The organism is Larkinella humicola (assembly GCF_008727875.1).
Classification (GTDB): Bacteria; Bacteroidota; Bacteroidia; order Cytophagales; family Spirosomataceae; genus Larkinella; species Larkinella humicola.
Genome location: NZ_VTWS01000001.1, coordinates 450,622 through 467,069, shown reverse-complemented (window position 1 = coordinate 467,069; position 16,448 = coordinate 450,622). Strand labels below are relative to the sequence as shown.

Below are 16,448 nucleotides of genomic sequence, written 5' to 3'. Positions count from 1 at the left end.
TGAAAATTTATATAAAATTCATTATACAAAAAATATATTTTAAGATAAAAATATTTATATGGTCAAATAGTAAATACACAACTTTAAAATACCAATAAATTCAATTTTTACAATAATAATTTTAATTATTTATCAAATTTTAGAATATTATTTGGCAATTATTCAATCATTCAGTTACATTAGATTTTTAAAAAAATTCTTATTAATCTAAATTTTACCATTATTATTTAACTATGTTTTTCCTAAAATTGATTTTTTTCTTGTTTATCGCTCAATTTAAATACTTACTAGTATTCTAATGTTTAAGCCTTAAAATAAAAATAGTTCTATTTCACTTCATTAATTTCCCATTCTCTATGAAAAGAGTTTCTACCTCATGTTATGTGCTGTTTGCTATGCTGCTCAGTTTGGCCAGCTATGCACAGGACCTTACCCTGAAAGGACGGGTGACCTCCAAAAAGGATGGCGGAGGCCTTCCGGGCGCCAACGTATTGATCAAAGGCACCGACCGCGGAAGTACCACGAATGCGAATGGTGAGTTTACGCTCAACGCCCCCGCCAATGCAACGGTCATTGTCTCTTTTATCGGTTTTAAACCCGTTGAAGTAGCCATTGGCAGCAAAACCACTATTGACGTAGCACTCGATGAAGATGCCGCATTGCTTGGCGAAATTGTTGTAACGGCCCTCGGCATTACCCGCGAAAAGAAAGCCCTGGGCTATTCGGTTCAGGAGGTAAGCGGCAAGCAACTCACCCAGGCCCGGGAGACGAATCTCGTCAACGCCCTGTCTGGCAAAGTGGCCGGGGTTCAGGTGACGAACTCCAACGGCGCACCGGGTGCTTCCTCGCGGATGGTAATCCGGGGTGCCAGCTCCATCGGTAGCAACAACCAGCCCCTGTTTGTGGTCGACGGTGTTCCCATCGACAACGGCAACTACGGTTCTTCGACGGCGGTGGATTATGGCAACGGTGCCGGTTCGCTCAACCCGGATGATATTGAGTCGGTTAGCGTTTTGAAAGGCCCCAGCGCGGCCGCCTTGTACGGTTCTCGCGGTGCCAACGGTGTGGTGCTGATCACGCTGAAAAGCGGGAAAGGAGGCCGGGGCATCGGCGTTTCGGTCAACTCCAATACGGCTTTCGACAGCCCGTTCCGCCTGCCGGAATGGCAAAACGAATACGGCCAGGGTGGTAAAGGCCTGTTCTCGTACGTCGATGGGCGGGGTGGTGGCGTCAACGACGGCGTCGATGAAAGCTGGGGGCCTAAACTGGATGGCCGGTTGTTGCCGCAGTTCGACTCACCCATTGGGGCCGATGGCAAGCGGACGCCCACGCCCTGGGTAGCCCATCCGGACAACGTCAACCAGTTTTTTGAAACCGGCCGGACGCTGACCAACAACGTTTCCGTGACGGGCGCCAGTGACAAAGGTGATTTCCGTCTCTCCTTCACCGACCTGAACCAAACCGGCATTCTGCCCAACACCGACTACAAACGGCGGACGGTTTCGCTGAATGCGGGTTGGAATCTGACCAAAAAACTGAGCATCCGCGCCACCGGAAACTACGTGAAAGACGGCAGTGACAACCGCACCAACTGGGGTCTGTATTTTATCTGGTTCGGGCGGCAGGTCGACATGGAAAAACTGAAGGCCTTTCAGAAACCGGGTAGTATTTACCAGAACAACTGGAATGATAACTACTGGACCAACCCCTATTATCAGCTCAACGTCAGCGCCCGCGAAAACGAACGCGACCGTCTGTTTGGAAACCTGGCCGCTACCTACAAATTCACACCCTGGCTGACCCTGACGGCCCGCACGGGAACGGATTTCTACGAAGACCGCCGGAAAACGAAGAATGCTGCCCGGACCTCCAACCTGTTCGACAGCTACAACGAAGAGCAAATTTACGTTCAGGAATCGAACTCCGACTTCCTCCTGAATGCCACGCATAAATTCGGCGAATTCGATGTGACGGCCAACATTGGCGGGAACCACCGCAAAAACTTCTACCAGCGTAACTACATGGGCGCTACGGAGTTGGCCATCCCGCGTGTCTGGAACATGGGGAACTCCCGCCAGCGGCCGGTAACGGAAAATTCCTACAACCAACGCGTCATCAACAGTGCCTACGCATCGGCCAACGTTGGTTTCCGGAATTACCTGTTCGTGGATTTGACCGCCCGAAACGACTGGTCGAGCACGTTGCCATCGAATAACCGCTCGTATTTCTACCCCTCGGCCGCCGTCAGTGCGGTGTTGACCGATATGTTCAATGTGAATTCGTCGGTGCTGTCGTTTGCCAAAATCCGGGGCGGTATTGCCCGCGTCGGGAACGACACCGAGCCGTTTAACCTGCTCCAAACCTACGCCTACGCCAATGCCTGGGGCAGCACGCCGTCGCTGGCCGAAAGCAACGCCATGCTGAACGCCAATCTGAAACCGGAAATCACGAATTCGTACGAAATCGGGGCGGAAGTAAAACTCTGGAACAACCGCGTGGGCGTGGATGTGACGTATTACAACAAACAGTCGTTCAACCAGATTCTGAACGTCAACATCTCCAACGCAACCGGTTTTGCCTCGAAACTGTTGAACGCGGGTCGGCTGGAAAACAAAGGAATCGAACTGCAACTGTCGGCCACGCCGGTCAAAACCGGTGCTTTCCAGTGGGACATTGTCCTGAACTGGGCCCGCAACCGCAACAAGGTGCTGGAACTGGCCGAAGGGCTGACCACGTATACGCTGAACCCGACGACCAACATCCGCGGAATGGGTGTTGAAGCCCGCATCGGTCAGCCGTACGGCACATTCTTCGGACAAGGTTTCCTGCGCGACCCGAACGGCAACATCGTCTACAGTGGCGGAGCGCCCCAGATCGACCCCGTTCGCCGGATTCTGGGGAACTTCACCCCGAAATGGATTGGCGGTATCCAGAACACCTTTACCTACAAAGCGCTTTCGCTGAGCACGCTGATCGACATCAAACAGGGTGGTGACATCTTCTCGCAATCGATCAACATTGGTCGCTACACCGGGGTGCTGAAAGAAACGACGTTCGGTCGGGAAGACGGCATCATTGGCGAGGGCGTTAAAAACATCGGAACTGCGGCCGAACCCAACTACGTGCCGAACGATGTGCGGATTTCGTCGGAAGAGTGGCACCACAAATACTACTCGCTGACCAACAACGAAGGCACCATTTTCGACGGAAGCTTCGTCAAACTGCGGGAAGTCCGGTTGAGCTATGTCCTCTCCGGTCAGGTGTTCAAACGGTTACCGTTCCGTGACATCTCGTTCTCGATCGTGGGCCGGAACCTGGCACTGCTGCACAGCAACGTACCGCACATCGATCCGGAAACCAGCTTCTACAACGACGGGAACCTGCAGGGCATCGAAAACGGCCAGATTCCCACCACCCGCTCCGTTGGCTTCAACATCGGCTTTAACCTGTAATCTGTTTCCGGTTTTCGGTATACGGTATACGGTTGGCTGACGCGTCCTTCTTCGTGGGGCAACCAACCGAAAACTGAAAACCGGAAACACCAAACCAACATACCATGAAACGCAACACTTTTTCGTTCCGCTATAAAGCCGCTGTGGCCGCACTCTTTCTGAGTATGTCGGCCTGCACGGAGAATTTTGACGACATCAACACCAACCCCAACAACCCGACGGTAGCCTCCGCCGACCTCTTCATGCCCCACGGTATTCAGAGCGCGGTCGATGTGTACTGGGGTGGTTCGCTGGGGCAGGACATTGGCTCCGGTATTTCGCAGCACTGGGCCCGTATTCAGTATACCGACGTCGACCAATACACGATTTCGAACGACATCATCAGCAATAGCTGGCGGGATTTTTACATCGAATCCCTGGCTGATTACCAGCGTATTTATAAGATCGGGGCCGAAACCGGCAACACGAATTACCAGGCCGTCGCCGTTATTCTGCGCTCCTGGGTGTTTTCGTTGCTGACGGATATTTACGGCGACATTCCCTACAAAGAAGCGATCATGGGGCTGGAAGGCTCGCTTCAACCGAAATACGACGCCCAGAAGGATGTCTACGCCGGTTTGGTGGCCGAACTGAAAGCAGCCAGTGACCAGATCGACGTGACCGACAAAAGCAAAGCCATTGGGGGCGACATTCTGCTCGCCGGTGACCTGACCAAGTGGAAGAAGTTTGCCAACTCGCTCAACCTGCGCCTGCTCAACCGGATGTTGAGCAAAACCGACGCGCCCATCGACGTGAAAGCCGAAATCACCCGGATTCTGAGCGATCCTGCCAAATACCCGGTGCTGGCTTCCAACGCCGATAACATTCAGTTGAACTACCTGGCGGCTGTTCCTAACAACAATCCGATCAACGAAAACCGCAAAACCCGCGATGACCACCGCATCAGCGCAACCATCGTCAACAAGATGCTGGCGTTGGGTGATGCGCGGCTGGCGGTGTATGCCGACCGCCCCGCCGACGGGGGCGAATACAAAGGAGTTCCGAACGGCCTGTCGGCGTCGGATGCCAATGCCCTGGGTTTGTCAAAAACCTCGAAAGTCGGGACGTATTTCACCAGCGCAACGGCGCCTGGTGTCATCCTGAGCTACGCCGAACTGCTGTTTATCAAAGCGGAATTTGCCTACAAAGGCATCACCGCAGCCGGTACGACCGCCACGCTCTACAACAGCGCCATCACGGCATCGCACGATCAGTATAAACTCACGGTTTCACCGGCTTACCTGACGGCCAATGCCCTGAAAGACGGCGCTGCGGGCTACACCCAGTTGATGGAACAGAAGTGGATTGCGCTCTACGGGCAAGGTCTGGAAGCCTGGTCGGAATACCGCCGGACGGGCATTCCGACGCTGACAGCACCCGCCCTGAACACCAATAACGGGGTGGTTCCCACCCGTTTACCCTATCCCGGCTCAGAGGAATCGCTGAACTTCACCAATTTCAATGCGGCTCTGAAAAGTCAGGGTGGACAAAACGACAAGAAACTTAAACTCTGGTTTGCGAAATGAAAAACTGGCTATTCCCAACCCTCCTCGCCTGTCTGGCAACCGGCGTGCTGCCCGCATCGGCCACCGACGATGACAAAGCCCTGCTGAAAAAAGCGAAGAAAATCCACGAAAAAGCGTTTACCGTGGATACCCACGCCGACACACCCATGCTGCTGTCACGCGGGGGATTCGACGTTACGAAGGAAAACGATGCCCGCACAACCAACAGCAAAGTGGATTACCCGCGCATGAAAAAAGGCGGTCTGGATGCTATTTTCTGGGCGGTTTATCTCGGACAGGGACCGCGTACGCCGGAAGGACACGAAGCGGCCAAACAGAAAGCCCTCGGCATCTTCGATGCGGTTCATGCGACGCTCAAAAACACGGCTTCGGAAGCAGAACTGGCGACGACACCACAGGATGCCCTCCGAATCGGAAAAACCGGGAAGCGGGTCATTTTTATCGGTGTGGAAAACGGCTATCCGATGGGGCATGATGTGTCGATGCTGAAGAAGTTTTATGACCTCGGCGCCCGTTACATGACGCTTTGCCATTCGAGCAACAATGACATCTGCGACTCGTCGACCGATCCGAAAGGAGCCGAATACCAAGGCCTTAGCCCGTTGGGCGAACAGGTGGTTGCGGAGATGAACCGGCTGGGTATGATGATCGACGTTTCGCACGTTTCCGACTCCACATTTTACGATGTCGTCCGGCTGTCGAAAGTTCCCATCATTGCCTCCCACTCGGGTGCCAAAGCCGTTTGCGATCATCCCCGCAACCTGACCGACGACATGTTGAAAGCCCTGGCCAAAAACGGGGGCGTGGTGCAGTTGAACCTCTTGAGCGATTACGTGAAAACCATTCCGCCCAGCCCCGGGCGGGAAGCAGCCCAGAAAGCCATGCTGGAAAAATGGGGCGTGAAAGACCGGCGGTCAATGATGGGTGCCATGAGCAAGCTGTCGGAGGAGGATCAGAAGAAAATCCGCGCTGATTTCATGGAACTCAACCAAAAATACCCGGTGCAACTCGCCACGGTGAAAGACGCCGTCGATCACATCGACCACATTGTGAAGCTGATCGGCATCGACCACGTGGGCATGGGAGCCGACTTCGACGGCGGTGGCGCCCTGGCCGACTGTTTCGATGTCAGCCAGTACGAAAACTTCACGATCGAGTTTGTGCGTCGCGGGTATTCCAAAAAAGACATCGAGAAAATCTGGAGTGGCAATTTTTTCCGGGTCATGAAGGCCGTTGAAAAAGGTGCCCCGACGGAAATGATCGGTAAATAAACCGGTTGAAATCAATCTGCCTTTCGTAACCTGAATATCCGAAACGCCCCACTTTGCAGTGGGGCTTTTTTTATGGCGCATTCGCCCGAAATGTCCGCAATTTTGGTTAAGCTTGCCGTGGCACAAGCGTTCAAAAAACAACCGAAGCCATGATGACCCCGGAAAAACCAGGACGAAGAGAATTTGTCGGTACCCTTACCAAAGCATCGCTACTCCTGACCCTACCAGGAAGTACGCCACCGAACGGTTTCTGGCAACCCGCCGAACCCGTTACGGTGGGTCAGGTCATGGAGTTGATTCTGAAAACCATTCCGAACGCGCCCTTTCCGAAAACCGTCGATACTCTGAAATCCGGAACGGCGGATCAGAAGGTGACCGGTATCGTTTCCACGATGTTTGCCACCATGGACGTCATCGAACAAACCGCCCGGCTGGGAGCCAACTTCATCATCGTTCACGAACCAACCTTCTACAACCACGCCGACGAAACCGACTGGCTGGCGAAAGACGAGGTGTTCAAACGGAAACACGATCTGCTGGCGAAACACGGCATTGCCGTCTGGCGGTTTCACGACTACTGGCATTCGCACCGCCCCGACGGCATCCGGATGGGTGTGGTGACGGCTCTGGGCTGGGAGAAGTACATGGATGCCGGCAACCCGCGGATGATTACCCTTCCCGCGCCCCTGCCGTTGAAGCAGCTCATTACCCACGCCAAAGAGAAACTGGGCATCGCGATGATGCGGGTGGTGGGCGATCCGGCGCAGGCCTGTCGGCGGATTTTGCTCATGCCGGGTGCTTCGGGTGGCCGAAGCCACATCCTGGCGATTCAGCAGGACAAACCGGATGTGATTCTGTGCGGGGAAATCAGCGAGTGGGAAACCGCTGAATACGTCCGGGATGCACGCCTACAGGGTCAGAAAATCTCCCTCGGAATTTTGGGGCACATCATGAGCGAAGCGCCGGGAATGCAGTGGCTGGTGCCGTGGCTGCAACCGAAACTGCCCGGAAGGAAGATTACCTATATCGATTCCAAAAATCCGTTTATGTATTTGTAGAAGGTAGAAGGAATGTAAACTATTAAATGATGAATGCTAAATGCAAAAGTAGCTAGGTGCTCTGGAAACACTTTTACAATTAACATTCATCATTTCGTATTTTACATTCACTTATTTTAAATAAAACTATCGTCAAACTCGTCAACAACGGTCAGGTCATTCACGTCGAACCATTCTTCTGAATCGTCATCCAGTCGGCAAAGGACCTGCGTTTCTTCTTCGTTCAGGCTCGAAACCGTCAGAGTATGGCCGTTGTTGATGCTCGCATCCGCATGTTTTACCGTGTCTCCGTAGTGCATAGGTTCGTGATCGATTATTACTAACTGGTTTTGTTTGCTTTATTTACAAACAACCAAGTCGATACATTTGTTGAAAATCCCGAAATCCCCGTTCTTATGGCTTCGGGGCAGAAATTAACCCCAAATCCCACACATCCGTACGGAACGGAATCACCGGCAGTCCTTCCTTGCTAAAGAGATTCGGCACCGGGGCATCGCGGAACGCAAACCGCACCGCCACCGGATTTTTGATGTTCTCGGCCCAAACCTCCAGCGTGTTTCCCTTGATGCGGGCCTGTGCTTTCGAAAACACTTTATCAGCTTCAGCAATTTCCAGCTCGGTAATGTCGGCTCCTTTGGCGATCAGGCCGTTGGGCGCGTGGTCGAACGTAATCCGGATTTTGCTGCCGTCCACCTGCATCGAACGGTATTGCGGGCTTTTGTACAGTCCTACATTCTGGCCGTAGGTTTCCGCCAGGGCCCAGTTTGCCAGCCGGTTACCCACTTCTTTTTTGTAGGCCGGGTGAATATCCTTCAGGTTGTCCACCAGATCCGTCGTCACAATCATCCCGGATTTCGGAATATCCATCGCCTTCGTCTGGCTTTCCCGCGTGGCTGCGGTCTGGTACTTATCCCCGTAGGTATACGGGGCAATCTGGACGTAATAAAACGGAAAATCCGTTTGCCAGACGCCCCGCCAGGCATCGACCAGCGCGTGCGTCAGTTTGTAGTAGGCCGGGGCATCGTGGCGGTTGGATTCACCCTGGTACCAGATCACCCCGGCAATCGGAAACGATGTGATCGGTGCGGCCATGCCGTTGTAAAGCACGCCCGGTTGATTGGGGGCCCAGGGCGCTTTCGGCATCGTTTGGGCCGACCGGCGGGTTTCCGGATAAAGCATTGCGATGGGTTCCGGCACCCAGGAATCCATGAACGAACCGCCCCACGACATATCGATCAAACCGATGGGAACGTTGAGCGTGTTCTGTAGCTTTTTCCCGAAAAAATAACCGACCGCGCTGAAATACTTCATCGTCAGCGAATCACAAACCGACCAGTTGCCCCGGACATCGACCTGGGGCGAATCCGCGGCCCGTTTCGGAATTTTGAAAAACCGGATGTTGGCGTTGAACGCCGTTGACAGTTCGGCGCGGGCATCTTTGACGCCCCCGCTCGCCGTCATTTCCATGTTCGACTGCCCGGAACAGAGCCACACTTCCCCTATCAGAATGTTGGTCAATTCAACTTTGTTGTACCCGTTGATGGTAATCGTATACGGACCACCGGCTTTTGGGGTTCGGAAGCTCACCTTCCAGATGGCATTGTCGGCGCAGGTGGTGCTCACCGGCCGGGTTTCCCAACTGGCCGAAACCGTCACTTTCTCCGTCGGATCCGCCCAGCCCCAGATCATGATTTCGGTCTGCTGTTGCAGCACCATGTTGGAACTTAATACAGACGGTAAGCTGACATTAGCCCAGGAAGTCGTAGCCAGCAATACGAGCGCGAGTATCTTTTTCATGCCATTCAACGAAAACGGTTCAGGATGTATCTTCCAGAATCGCAAAGTAAGTGGTATTCCGTCATAAAACCGTCTATTTCTCCACAATGGCATCCAGCAACGGCGGCACCGGCACCACCCCCGCCCGGTGCTTTTCAAATTCCTTTTTCAGATCTTCCAGAATTTCGGGGTGTTTGCTACCCACCTCGTACCGTTCACCGGGATCAACTTCCAGATTATACAACAAAGCCGGCTCATGTGGAACCGGAGCTTCCGGCGAATACGACGGATGCGTTGTAAAATGCGCCTTCCAGGGGCCTTTCCGAATGGCATACAAACGGTCGGAATCGTAATAATAGACCAGATCGGTTACCTTCTCCTTTTTGCCGGTCAAAAGATCGTTGATGTTCTGACCGTCCAGCACCCGATCGTTCGGCAGTGGCACCTTCGCCAGCGCCAGAATGGTTGGAAACAAATCCATCGACGTTGCCACAGCGGACGACACGGTGTTGGCTTTCACCAGGCCGGGACCCCAGACGATGGCCGGGACGCGCATCCCGCCCTCGTAGGTCGACCCTTTCGCTTCGAACAACGGTCCCGCCGAACCGCCCTCTTCTTCCAGGCGGTTTTTGATCAGCCACGGACCGTTATCACTCAAAAAGACGACATAGGTATTTTTATCCAGCTTCAGATCCTTCAGCTTTTTCAGAATCTGCCCTACGCTCCAGTCCAGTTCCTCCACCACATCGCCATACAAACCGCGTTTGCTCTTGCCGGCAAAATCGTCCGAAGCATACAGCGGCACATGCGGAAATGGGCTGGCGTAGTACATAAAGAACGGTTTTCCCTGGCTCTTCGAAATGAAGTTCAGCACCTCGTCGGTATACCGTTTGGTCAACAGCCGCTGATCCGGTTCGGTTTCGATTACAGTATGATCGCGATAAAGTGGCAAGGGCGGATTCGTGTTGGGCGGAATTCCGGCGGCTTTCGACCCCGAAATTGACCCCACTTTTCCCATATCATTCGAATACGGCAAACCAAAATACGAATCAAAACCGTAATTCAATGGCAGATATTCCGGCCGGGAACCCAAATGCCATTTCCCGACCAAACCCGTCTGGTAGCCTTTCGTTTTCAGGGCTTTTGCAAGGGTAACTTCACTGTGGGGCAAGCCATTGGCCGAGTTTGTAAAGAATACCACCCGCTTGCCAAAAATGCCGTTCCGAATTGGCAACCGCCCCGTCAGCAGAGCCGCCCGGCTGGGCGTACAGACGTTGGCGGCCACATAAAACTGGGTAAAGCGGGTTCCTTCGGCGGCCATCCGGTCCAGGTGGGGCGTTCGAATGGTGGGGTGACCGTAGCAACTCAGATCACCGTAGCCTAAATCATCGGCCAGAATGATGATAAAGTTGGGTTGTTTGGCCGACTGGGCGCTACCATCATAGAAAGTCGATAGTACCAGTAGAGAAAATAAGCCTGCAGTTTTGAAAAAAGACATCATGAAAGTTTCGGTTTTGATTCGAACCGCAAATAAACGGTTTTAAACGCGATTAGTCCACGGGAATCCGCTTCTTATTTTGTCTCCATTCCAAAAACATTTACTTTAGCACAACCCTAAATTCAACCTGAAATGCGATCTTCGTTTGCCGCTCTTTCATTGCTCTCCCTCCTTTCCCTGCGCGTGGTTGCCCAACCGAATCCCGACCGGCCCGAATTGCGGCAGGGGGCCTACTTTAGCGAACCCGACGGTGCAAAAGCCCTCCAGAATTGCGCCATGGCCTATACTGACCGGGCTTCCTGGGAAAAGCGGGCCGTCCAGATCCGGCAGGGCATTCGAGAGGGTCTGAAACTCCCGGAAAAACCAGCCTTTGCTCCGCTCAATCCCATTCGGCACAGCCTGCGGAAAATGGACGGCTATACCGTTGAGAACGTTGCGTTTGAAAGTTTACCCGGTTTTTACATAACCGGAAATCTGTATAAACCGGCCGGCATTTCCGGAAAAACAGCCGCCGTTCTTTGCCCCCACGGTCACACGGCCAACGCCGACGCCCGGTTTGTGGAACAGACCCAACAGCGCTGCATCACGATGGCAAAAATGGGGGCAGTGGTGTTTGTGTACGATATGCTGGGCTATGGCGATTCGAAACAGTGTAGCCACAAGCTCCCGGAAGCCGCCAAATTACAGACCCTGAACAGCATCCGGGCGCTGGATTTTCTGACCGGTTTGCCGGAAGTCGATCCCGAACGCGTGGCGGTTTCGGGTGAATCCGGTGGAGGAACGCAAACCTTTCTGCTGACGGCGCTGGATTCCCGCGTGAAAGTTTCGGTGCCGGTTGTGATGGTTTCGGCGCATTTCTTCGGTGGTTGCGTTTGCGAAAGTGGCATGCCGATTCACAAACGCCCGACCCACGAAACCAACAACGTTGAGATTGCGGCCCTGGCCGCTCCCCGGCCCATGATCATGATTTCAGACGGCGGTGACTGGACCAAAAATACGCCGAATGTCGAATTCCCGCATGTCCAGCGGATCTACGGGTTTTACAACGCCAAAAACCGGGTCGAGAATGTTCACCTGCCAAACGAAAAGCACGACTTCGGCCCTTCCAAACGAACGGCGGCCTACCGCTTTCTGGCCCTGCATCTCAAGCTTGATCTAAACAAAGTGATGAAAGACGGCCACATCGACGAAAGCCCGAACGTGCTGTTGAAACCGGCTGATTTGCAGGTCTTTACGGACGCCAATCCGCGCCCTGCCAACGCGTTGGTGGGTGATGAAGCCGTGATGGCGTTGTTGAAGTAATGTCACTTTCAAACCAGAAGGTCTATGCGTAAGATTTTCAAAGCTCGTTCGCGAGATGACATACTAAGCTACGACAAAATGTATTGGTGGTCAAAAACACCAGAGGAACGATTGCAAGCTGCCCTAAAACTGTTCCAGCATGCTAAGGAAATCTACCGTTCCAATCCGGCTAATCCTCCCCTTGCCAATGGAAACCGAATACATAAATCTAATACGCCTATTGAACGAAGAAGGCGTTAAGTATGTAGTCCTGGGCGTCGCTACGACGGCTGGATTGATTTAATGACATTTACGTTAGGTGTTACATTTAAAGAATGTTACCAAAACCGCGTCATCCTGACCATTCAGGATACTCCTGTCAATTTTATTAGCCTACCAGACTTAATAAAGAACAAAAAAGCAGTCGGCAGACCGCAGGATTTGCGTGATCTGGAGAACTTACCCAATCTCTAAAACCGGTTCACTACTTTTACAACAACTGACTCTATCTACTACTCGACAATCCGGAAACCAGCCGGGATTCATCGCATTTAAACGCTATAAAATCGTTGAAAGTCGATCCTTCGATCAACCAGTCGTTGCCGGTAATTGGGCATTTACGGGCTAAATCCTTTTTCCGTCCCCAATCCCGGTAATTCAGCAAGTAGTAGAATGTAGGCACTCCGGTTGCTGCTTCAATGTGTTGACAAATGTCCCTTCCCTGTTTTGACAAGTTCGAGTTGACATCTTCCATTTCCTTGCGGGCTCGTTTTTCGTATCCATTGATGCCGTACCACAGATCATAAAAAGTCTCGTAGTCCCACTGCCACACGTTGATGTCCTTGTAATTTTTAAGGGCCGTGTACGTGTAGGGGATTTTATAAAGCGGGATTTCCTGATGCGTATCTCCGCATACCAAGGGCGAAAACCCTCTGTAATGCAGGATATAAAAGCTGGAATTTTCAGGAATTTCATACCCTTCGTAAGCCGCTTCCACGCCCGTGTGCACAAACTCGATGGGCGTGCCAAGTTGGCTCTCCAACGCAAAACGCCACTTTTTCGCGTAATCCGTTGCGTTTCGGTCGTCCAGCGAGTCCTTTTCCGGACAGGTCACCGGAATTCTGATCTGGTTTCCATTCCGAATGAACTGGTAACTATTCGTACAAATCTGTCGCGAGTCGTATAAACCCTCGAGAAATAATGAACGATTGTAGGCCGATTCATCAAACCCGGCTTTTGACATATTAAGCACAATATCAACGGAATACATGGTTCAAAATCTGAATAGTATGATTTTCAACTTTGTAAAACAGCTTCAAAATAGGCGAATTTTTCCACAAGATTACAGCATGAGTATACCTTCGCTGCAACACCATTCCAACCCGGCTCCGGCTTTAAAGCATTCCGCAAAATAGTCCAACAAGAACCTTTATCGCCTAATAGTCCAATTCGAAAAATAAATAGGACATATCCCCTATACTACCAAAAGTATATTTTGATATTTCGAAATTTATAGTAGATTTATTCCGGCCGCTTCATTCCCTTTTCCAATAGCCCGATCGAGCTATTGACCCATTTTATGATCACCTAATCCAACTAAAACCGGACAATTTGTCCGGTCTGCGACTATGAACCGTCGACATTTTCTTCACAAGGCCAGTCTGAGTTCACTCGCCCTGGCTTCCGGTGTCTCATCCTGCGCGCCCCGCCTGAGCGCCATGTCAAACCAGCCCCTGCACCGCGTTCCGAAACTGAAACTCTCGCTGGACCGCATTGTGAAAGAAACCGTGGGACTACGACCCTTCCGGGCGTCCGGTCCACGCATCGCCAGGGAAACACTGGGCAGCAAAACACTGGTTCACAACTATGGCCACGGCGGCAGCGGATGGTCGCTCTCGTGGGGAACCGGCAATCTCGCCCGCGAGCTCGTCCTGTCGACTGGCGAGAAGAAAGTGGCGGTTTTGGGATCGGGAACGGTGGGACTAGCAACCGCCCGCTTGCTGCAGGAAAAGGGCTGTGAAGTCACCATTTACACCAAAGACCTGCCGCCCAATGTGACGAGCAACCTGGCAACCGGCACCTGGTCGCCCGCTTCCCGCGTGTGTGACCCCAAAGTGGCCACGCCCGAATTTCACGCTTTGTGGGAAAACGCCACCCGGTTTTCGTTCCGGCGGTTTCAATTTATGCTCGGATTAGACGATATTGTGTCGTGGGTCGACGAATATGGGGTCAGCAATGAACCGTTCCGGCAACAAACGGACCTGGCTATCGGGGGTGAGGTCTACCATCTGGCCGGGTTGATTCCCGAGCGGAAAGAGCTGACGCCGAAAGAACATTCGTTTGGGGCCAAATACGTTTCCTGGCGGTCGAGCATGATGTTCAATATTCCGAGTTACCTCCACCACCAACTGAGTACGTTTATCATGCTGGGCGGAAAACTCAAGGTGCAGGAGATTAAAAATTTGGAAGATATCGATGCCCTGCCCGAAAAGTGCGTCGTCAACTGCATGGGACTGGGTGCCAAGGAAATCTTCAATGACGAAGAACTGACGCCGATTTCCGGGCAACTCGCCTGCCTGATTCCGCAGAACGAGGTGACCTATAAGCTCAACGCCCGGGGTGCCAGCATCATTTCGCGGAAAGACGGGATTTACCTGGGGGGCAACGGATTGGTCGGCAACTGGGATACGACCCCCAAACGGGAAGTAACCGAAAAGTTTGTCGATACCATTCAGCAGGTCATGAAGGAAATGAGAAGCTAACCACGTCCTTATTATTATATCGATTACCTAGTGTCAATTCACCTTAAACGTTACCCTTTGTGAGAAAAATCTGTACGGTTCTTGTTATCGGTCTATCCATTGTTTCGAGTGCGGCATTCAGTCAATCGGTCGAAGCCAAATTAAAAGAGCAGGGCATCGAACTGGCGAAACCAACCGCATCCCTGGCGAATTACGTCAAAGCCGTCCGCACCGGCAATCTGGTTTTTCTGTCGGGCCACGTCTCCAACCGGGCCGATGGAACAGGTATCAAGGGCAAACTGGGCAAAGACCTGACGGTTGAGCAGGGCTACGAAGCGGCCAAATTATCGGCCATCGGCTTGCTATCCTCCCTGAAAGCTGAAATTGGCGATCTCAATAAGGTAAAACGCATCGTCAAAGTGCTGGGGATGGTCAACTCTGCTCCTGATTTCACCGATCATCCCAAAGTGGTCAATGGGTGTTCTGATTTACTGGTTAATGTGTTTGGCGACAAAGGCAAACACGCCCGCTCGGCCGTCGGAGTAGCCGCGCTGCCATCGGACTACGCGGTTGAAGTGGAGATGATCGTAGAAGTACAGTAAGCGTTTTAAAGCAAAATCCCCTCCCCGCTGCCGATCAGGTGCTGCGGAGGGGATTTTGGGTTATTGAGCGAGTACCGGGTTGCGGCAAGCCTTTACGAAATCGCGCAGAAGAGAGCTGTTGAGCGCAAAATAGCCCAGTAGAAGGACGACAACCAGCGACTTGAAATAGAATTTCCAGGTGTAGGTACCCACAATGAAATTTTCCCAGAAGGTCCTCAGATCGTACCGGGGAAACTCGACCAACAAATACCGAACGGATTGCGTGATGGGGTTAAATACAAAAAAAGCCAGCAACATGACAGGCAAAAAATACAGATTATAGCGTAGCAACGACCACCACGACAGATTAAACTCTTTGATTTTTAACAACTTATGAAAGCCGTCGATCAAAGCCACAACGATTGAAAGCGTAACGAGCTCAGGCAGAAGCCCCCTTTGGATAACGATGTATAGATACCCTAATGGACCACCATACTTATCTACTATTTCAAGTTTTCTTTCTGGAAGAATGACCCAGCTTATGATTTCAAACAAAAGGGCTGCGAACAATAGGGAGTAAATGGCATACGTGGGCCTTTTTAAATAACTTCTCGAAAGCTGAATTTTGTCCATAACAACGACTTGAATAAAACTAACCTCCTATTTTTTAACAAGATAACAGGAATCGTTTACTGGTACGCAAAAAATTATCAGATTTTCAAAGACAAGCTCGCTCACCTTTCGATCAAAATGAATCATAAACTATCAATAATGATCAATTTTAATTACCTTTGTTGCGTAGACGGTATAAACAATGGAATTGATCGATGAAAAAAATGATCCTGGTTGCCGGTCCGTATCGCTCCGGCACGAACGATGATCCTGAAAAGATCGCACAGAATGTCCTGCTAATGACCCAAACCGCCCTCCAGCTTCTGGAACTGGGCCATTTGCCGATGCTGGGGGAATGGGTTGCACTACCATTGATAGAAGCGGCCGGTTCCCAACACATCGGCGATGCAGTATTCAATCGCCTGTTCCATCCGGTTGCTATGGATCTTTTGTCCCGCTGTGATGGTGTACTGCGCATTGGCGGTTCCTCCCAGGGAGCCGACGAAATGGTTACGGAAGCGCAACAGCGGGGACTGGCGGTTTTCCGTTCGGTGGACGAACTGACCGGACGATCCGTTTAATTTTACCGGTTTTCGGGGCTGGTTCCGTTTTG

The 16,448-nt window shown here is 52.0% G+C and carries 13 protein-coding genes; 8 read left to right on the top strand and 5 right to left on the bottom strand.

Going from position 1 to position 16,448, the window contains the following annotated elements:
- The first annotated feature begins 356 nt into the window (after positions 1-356).
- The 4 genes from F0P93_RS02040 to F0P93_RS02025 all read left to right on the top strand — a co-directional run bounded on the left by F0P93_RS02040 (position 357) and on the right by F0P93_RS02025 (position 7,346).
- Complete coding sequence (locus F0P93_RS02040; protein WP_150874708.1) at positions 357-3,452, top strand: SusC/RagA family TonB-linked outer membrane protein; 3,096 nt, start codon at positions 357-359, stop codon at positions 3,450-3,452.
- A 104-nt stretch (positions 3,453-3,556) separates the two neighbouring features.
- Positions 3,557-5,017 carry a SusD/RagB family nutrient-binding outer membrane lipoprotein gene (locus F0P93_RS02035; RefSeq protein ID WP_150874707.1) on the top strand — a complete coding sequence of 487 codons (1,461 nt, stop codon included), beginning with the start codon at positions 3,557-3,559 and terminating at the stop codon, positions 5,015-5,017.
- Entirely contained in the window at positions 5,014-6,288 is a 1,275-nt protein-coding gene (locus tag F0P93_RS02030) for a dipeptidase (RefSeq protein WP_150874706.1), read from the top strand. Before F0P93_RS02035 ends, F0P93_RS02030 begins: the two co-directional genes overlap by 4 nt.
- 149 nt (positions 6,289-6,437) lie before the next feature.
- A complete protein-coding gene (locus F0P93_RS02025; protein WP_225309335.1) occupies positions 6,438-7,346 on the top strand; it encodes a Nif3-like dinuclear metal center hexameric protein in 909 nt (302 codons plus the stop codon).
- A 116-nt stretch (positions 7,347-7,462) separates the two neighbouring features.
- Here the strand turns inward: F0P93_RS02025 and F0P93_RS02020 are convergent, their stop codons facing one another.
- From F0P93_RS02020 to F0P93_RS02010, 3 genes are all read right to left on the bottom strand, one after another.
- On the bottom strand, positions 7,463-7,645 hold the full coding sequence (locus tag F0P93_RS02020) for a hypothetical protein (protein WP_150874705.1): 183 nt from the start codon (positions 7,643-7,645) through the stop codon (positions 7,463-7,465).
- Between the two features lie 94 nt (positions 7,646-7,739).
- Positions 7,740-9,143 carry a sialate O-acetylesterase gene (locus tag F0P93_RS02015; RefSeq protein ID WP_150874704.1) on the bottom strand — a complete coding sequence of 468 codons (1,404 nt, stop codon included), beginning with the start codon at positions 9,141-9,143 and terminating at the stop codon, positions 7,740-7,742.
- Positions 9,144-9,216: 73 nt separating this feature from the next.
- Complete coding sequence (locus tag F0P93_RS02010; protein WP_225309334.1) at positions 9,217-10,623, bottom strand: sulfatase family protein; 1,407 nt, start codon at positions 10,621-10,623, stop codon at positions 9,217-9,219.
- Between the two features lie 129 nt (positions 10,624-10,752).
- Here F0P93_RS02010 and F0P93_RS02005 point away from each other — a divergent pair, with 129 nt between their 5' ends.
- Entirely contained in the window at positions 10,753-11,922 is a 1,170-nt protein-coding gene (locus tag F0P93_RS02005; RefSeq protein ID WP_150874703.1) for an alpha/beta hydrolase family protein, read from the top strand.
- Between the two features lie 484 nt (positions 11,923-12,406).
- On the opposite strand, the gene F0P93_RS01995 is transcribed toward F0P93_RS02005, so the two are convergent.
- The gene (locus F0P93_RS01995; RefSeq protein ID WP_510186272.1) at positions 12,407-13,015 is read right to left on the bottom strand and encodes a DUF2310 family Zn-ribbon-containing protein; all 609 of its coding nucleotides are present in this window, start codon (positions 13,013-13,015) and stop codon (positions 12,407-12,409) included.
- 514 nt (positions 13,016-13,529) lie between these two features.
- On the opposite strand from F0P93_RS01995, the gene F0P93_RS01990 reads away from it, so the two are divergent.
- Together F0P93_RS01990 and F0P93_RS01985 are read left to right on the top strand one after the other, a co-directional pair.
- Positions 13,530-14,663 carry an FAD-dependent oxidoreductase gene (locus F0P93_RS01990; RefSeq protein ID WP_150874700.1) on the top strand — a complete coding sequence of 378 codons (1,134 nt, stop codon included), beginning with the start codon at positions 13,530-13,532 and terminating at the stop codon, positions 14,661-14,663.
- Between the two features lie 59 nt (positions 14,664-14,722).
- On the top strand, positions 14,723-15,244 hold the full coding sequence (locus tag F0P93_RS01985) for a RidA family protein (RefSeq protein ID WP_150874699.1): 522 nt from the start codon (positions 14,723-14,725) through the stop codon (positions 15,242-15,244).
- A 60-nt stretch (positions 15,245-15,304) separates the two neighbouring features.
- Here the strand turns inward: F0P93_RS01985 and F0P93_RS01980 are convergent, their stop codons facing one another.
- The gene (locus F0P93_RS01980) at positions 15,305-15,613 is read right to left on the bottom strand and encodes a hypothetical protein (RefSeq protein ID WP_191908712.1); all 309 of its coding nucleotides are present in this window, start codon (positions 15,611-15,613) and stop codon (positions 15,305-15,307) included.
- Positions 15,614-16,050: 437 nt separating this feature from the next.
- On the opposite strand from F0P93_RS01980, the gene F0P93_RS01975 reads away from it, so the two are divergent.
- Positions 16,051-16,416, top strand: a complete 366-nt coding sequence (locus tag F0P93_RS01975; RefSeq protein WP_150874697.1) for a DUF4406 domain-containing protein — start codon at positions 16,051-16,053, stop codon at positions 16,414-16,416.
- The last annotated feature ends 32 nt before the right edge of the window (positions 16,417-16,448 follow it).

Excerpts from the sequence above, each read along its gene's own strand:
- F0P93_RS02030 (WP_150874706.1), top strand. The coding sequence starts at position 5,014 with ATGAAAAACTGGCTATTCCCAACCCTCCTCGCCTGTCTGGCAACCGGC.
- F0P93_RS02005 (WP_150874703.1), top strand. The coding sequence starts at position 10,753 with ATGCGATCTTCGTTTGCCGCTCTTTCATTGCTCTCCCTCCTTTCCCTG.
- F0P93_RS01975 (WP_150874697.1), top strand. The coding sequence starts at position 16,051 with ATGAAAAAAATGATCCTGGTTGCCGGTCCGTATCGCTCCGGCACGAAC.
- F0P93_RS01990 (WP_150874700.1), top strand. The coding sequence starts at position 13,530 with ATGAACCGTCGACATTTTCTTCACAAGGCCAGTCTGAGTTCACTCGCC.
- F0P93_RS02035 (WP_150874707.1), top strand. The coding sequence starts at position 3,557 with ATGAAACGCAACACTTTTTCGTTCCGCTATAAAGCCGCTGTGGCCGCA.
- F0P93_RS02040 (WP_150874708.1), top strand. The coding sequence starts at position 357 with ATGAAAAGAGTTTCTACCTCATGTTATGTGCTGTTTGCTATGCTGCTC.
- F0P93_RS02010 (WP_225309334.1), bottom strand. The coding sequence starts at position 10,623 with ATGATGTCTTTTTTCAAAACTGCAGGCTTATTTTCTCTACTGGTACTA.
- F0P93_RS02025 (WP_225309335.1), top strand. The coding sequence starts at position 6,438 with ATGATGACCCCGGAAAAACCAGGACGAAGAGAATTTGTCGGTACCCTT.
- F0P93_RS02020 (WP_150874705.1), bottom strand. The coding sequence starts at position 7,645 with ATGCACTACGGAGACACGGTAAAACATGCGGATGCGAGCATCAACAAC.
- F0P93_RS02015 (WP_150874704.1), bottom strand. The coding sequence starts at position 9,143 with ATGAAAAAGATACTCGCGCTCGTATTGCTGGCTACGACTTCCTGGGCT.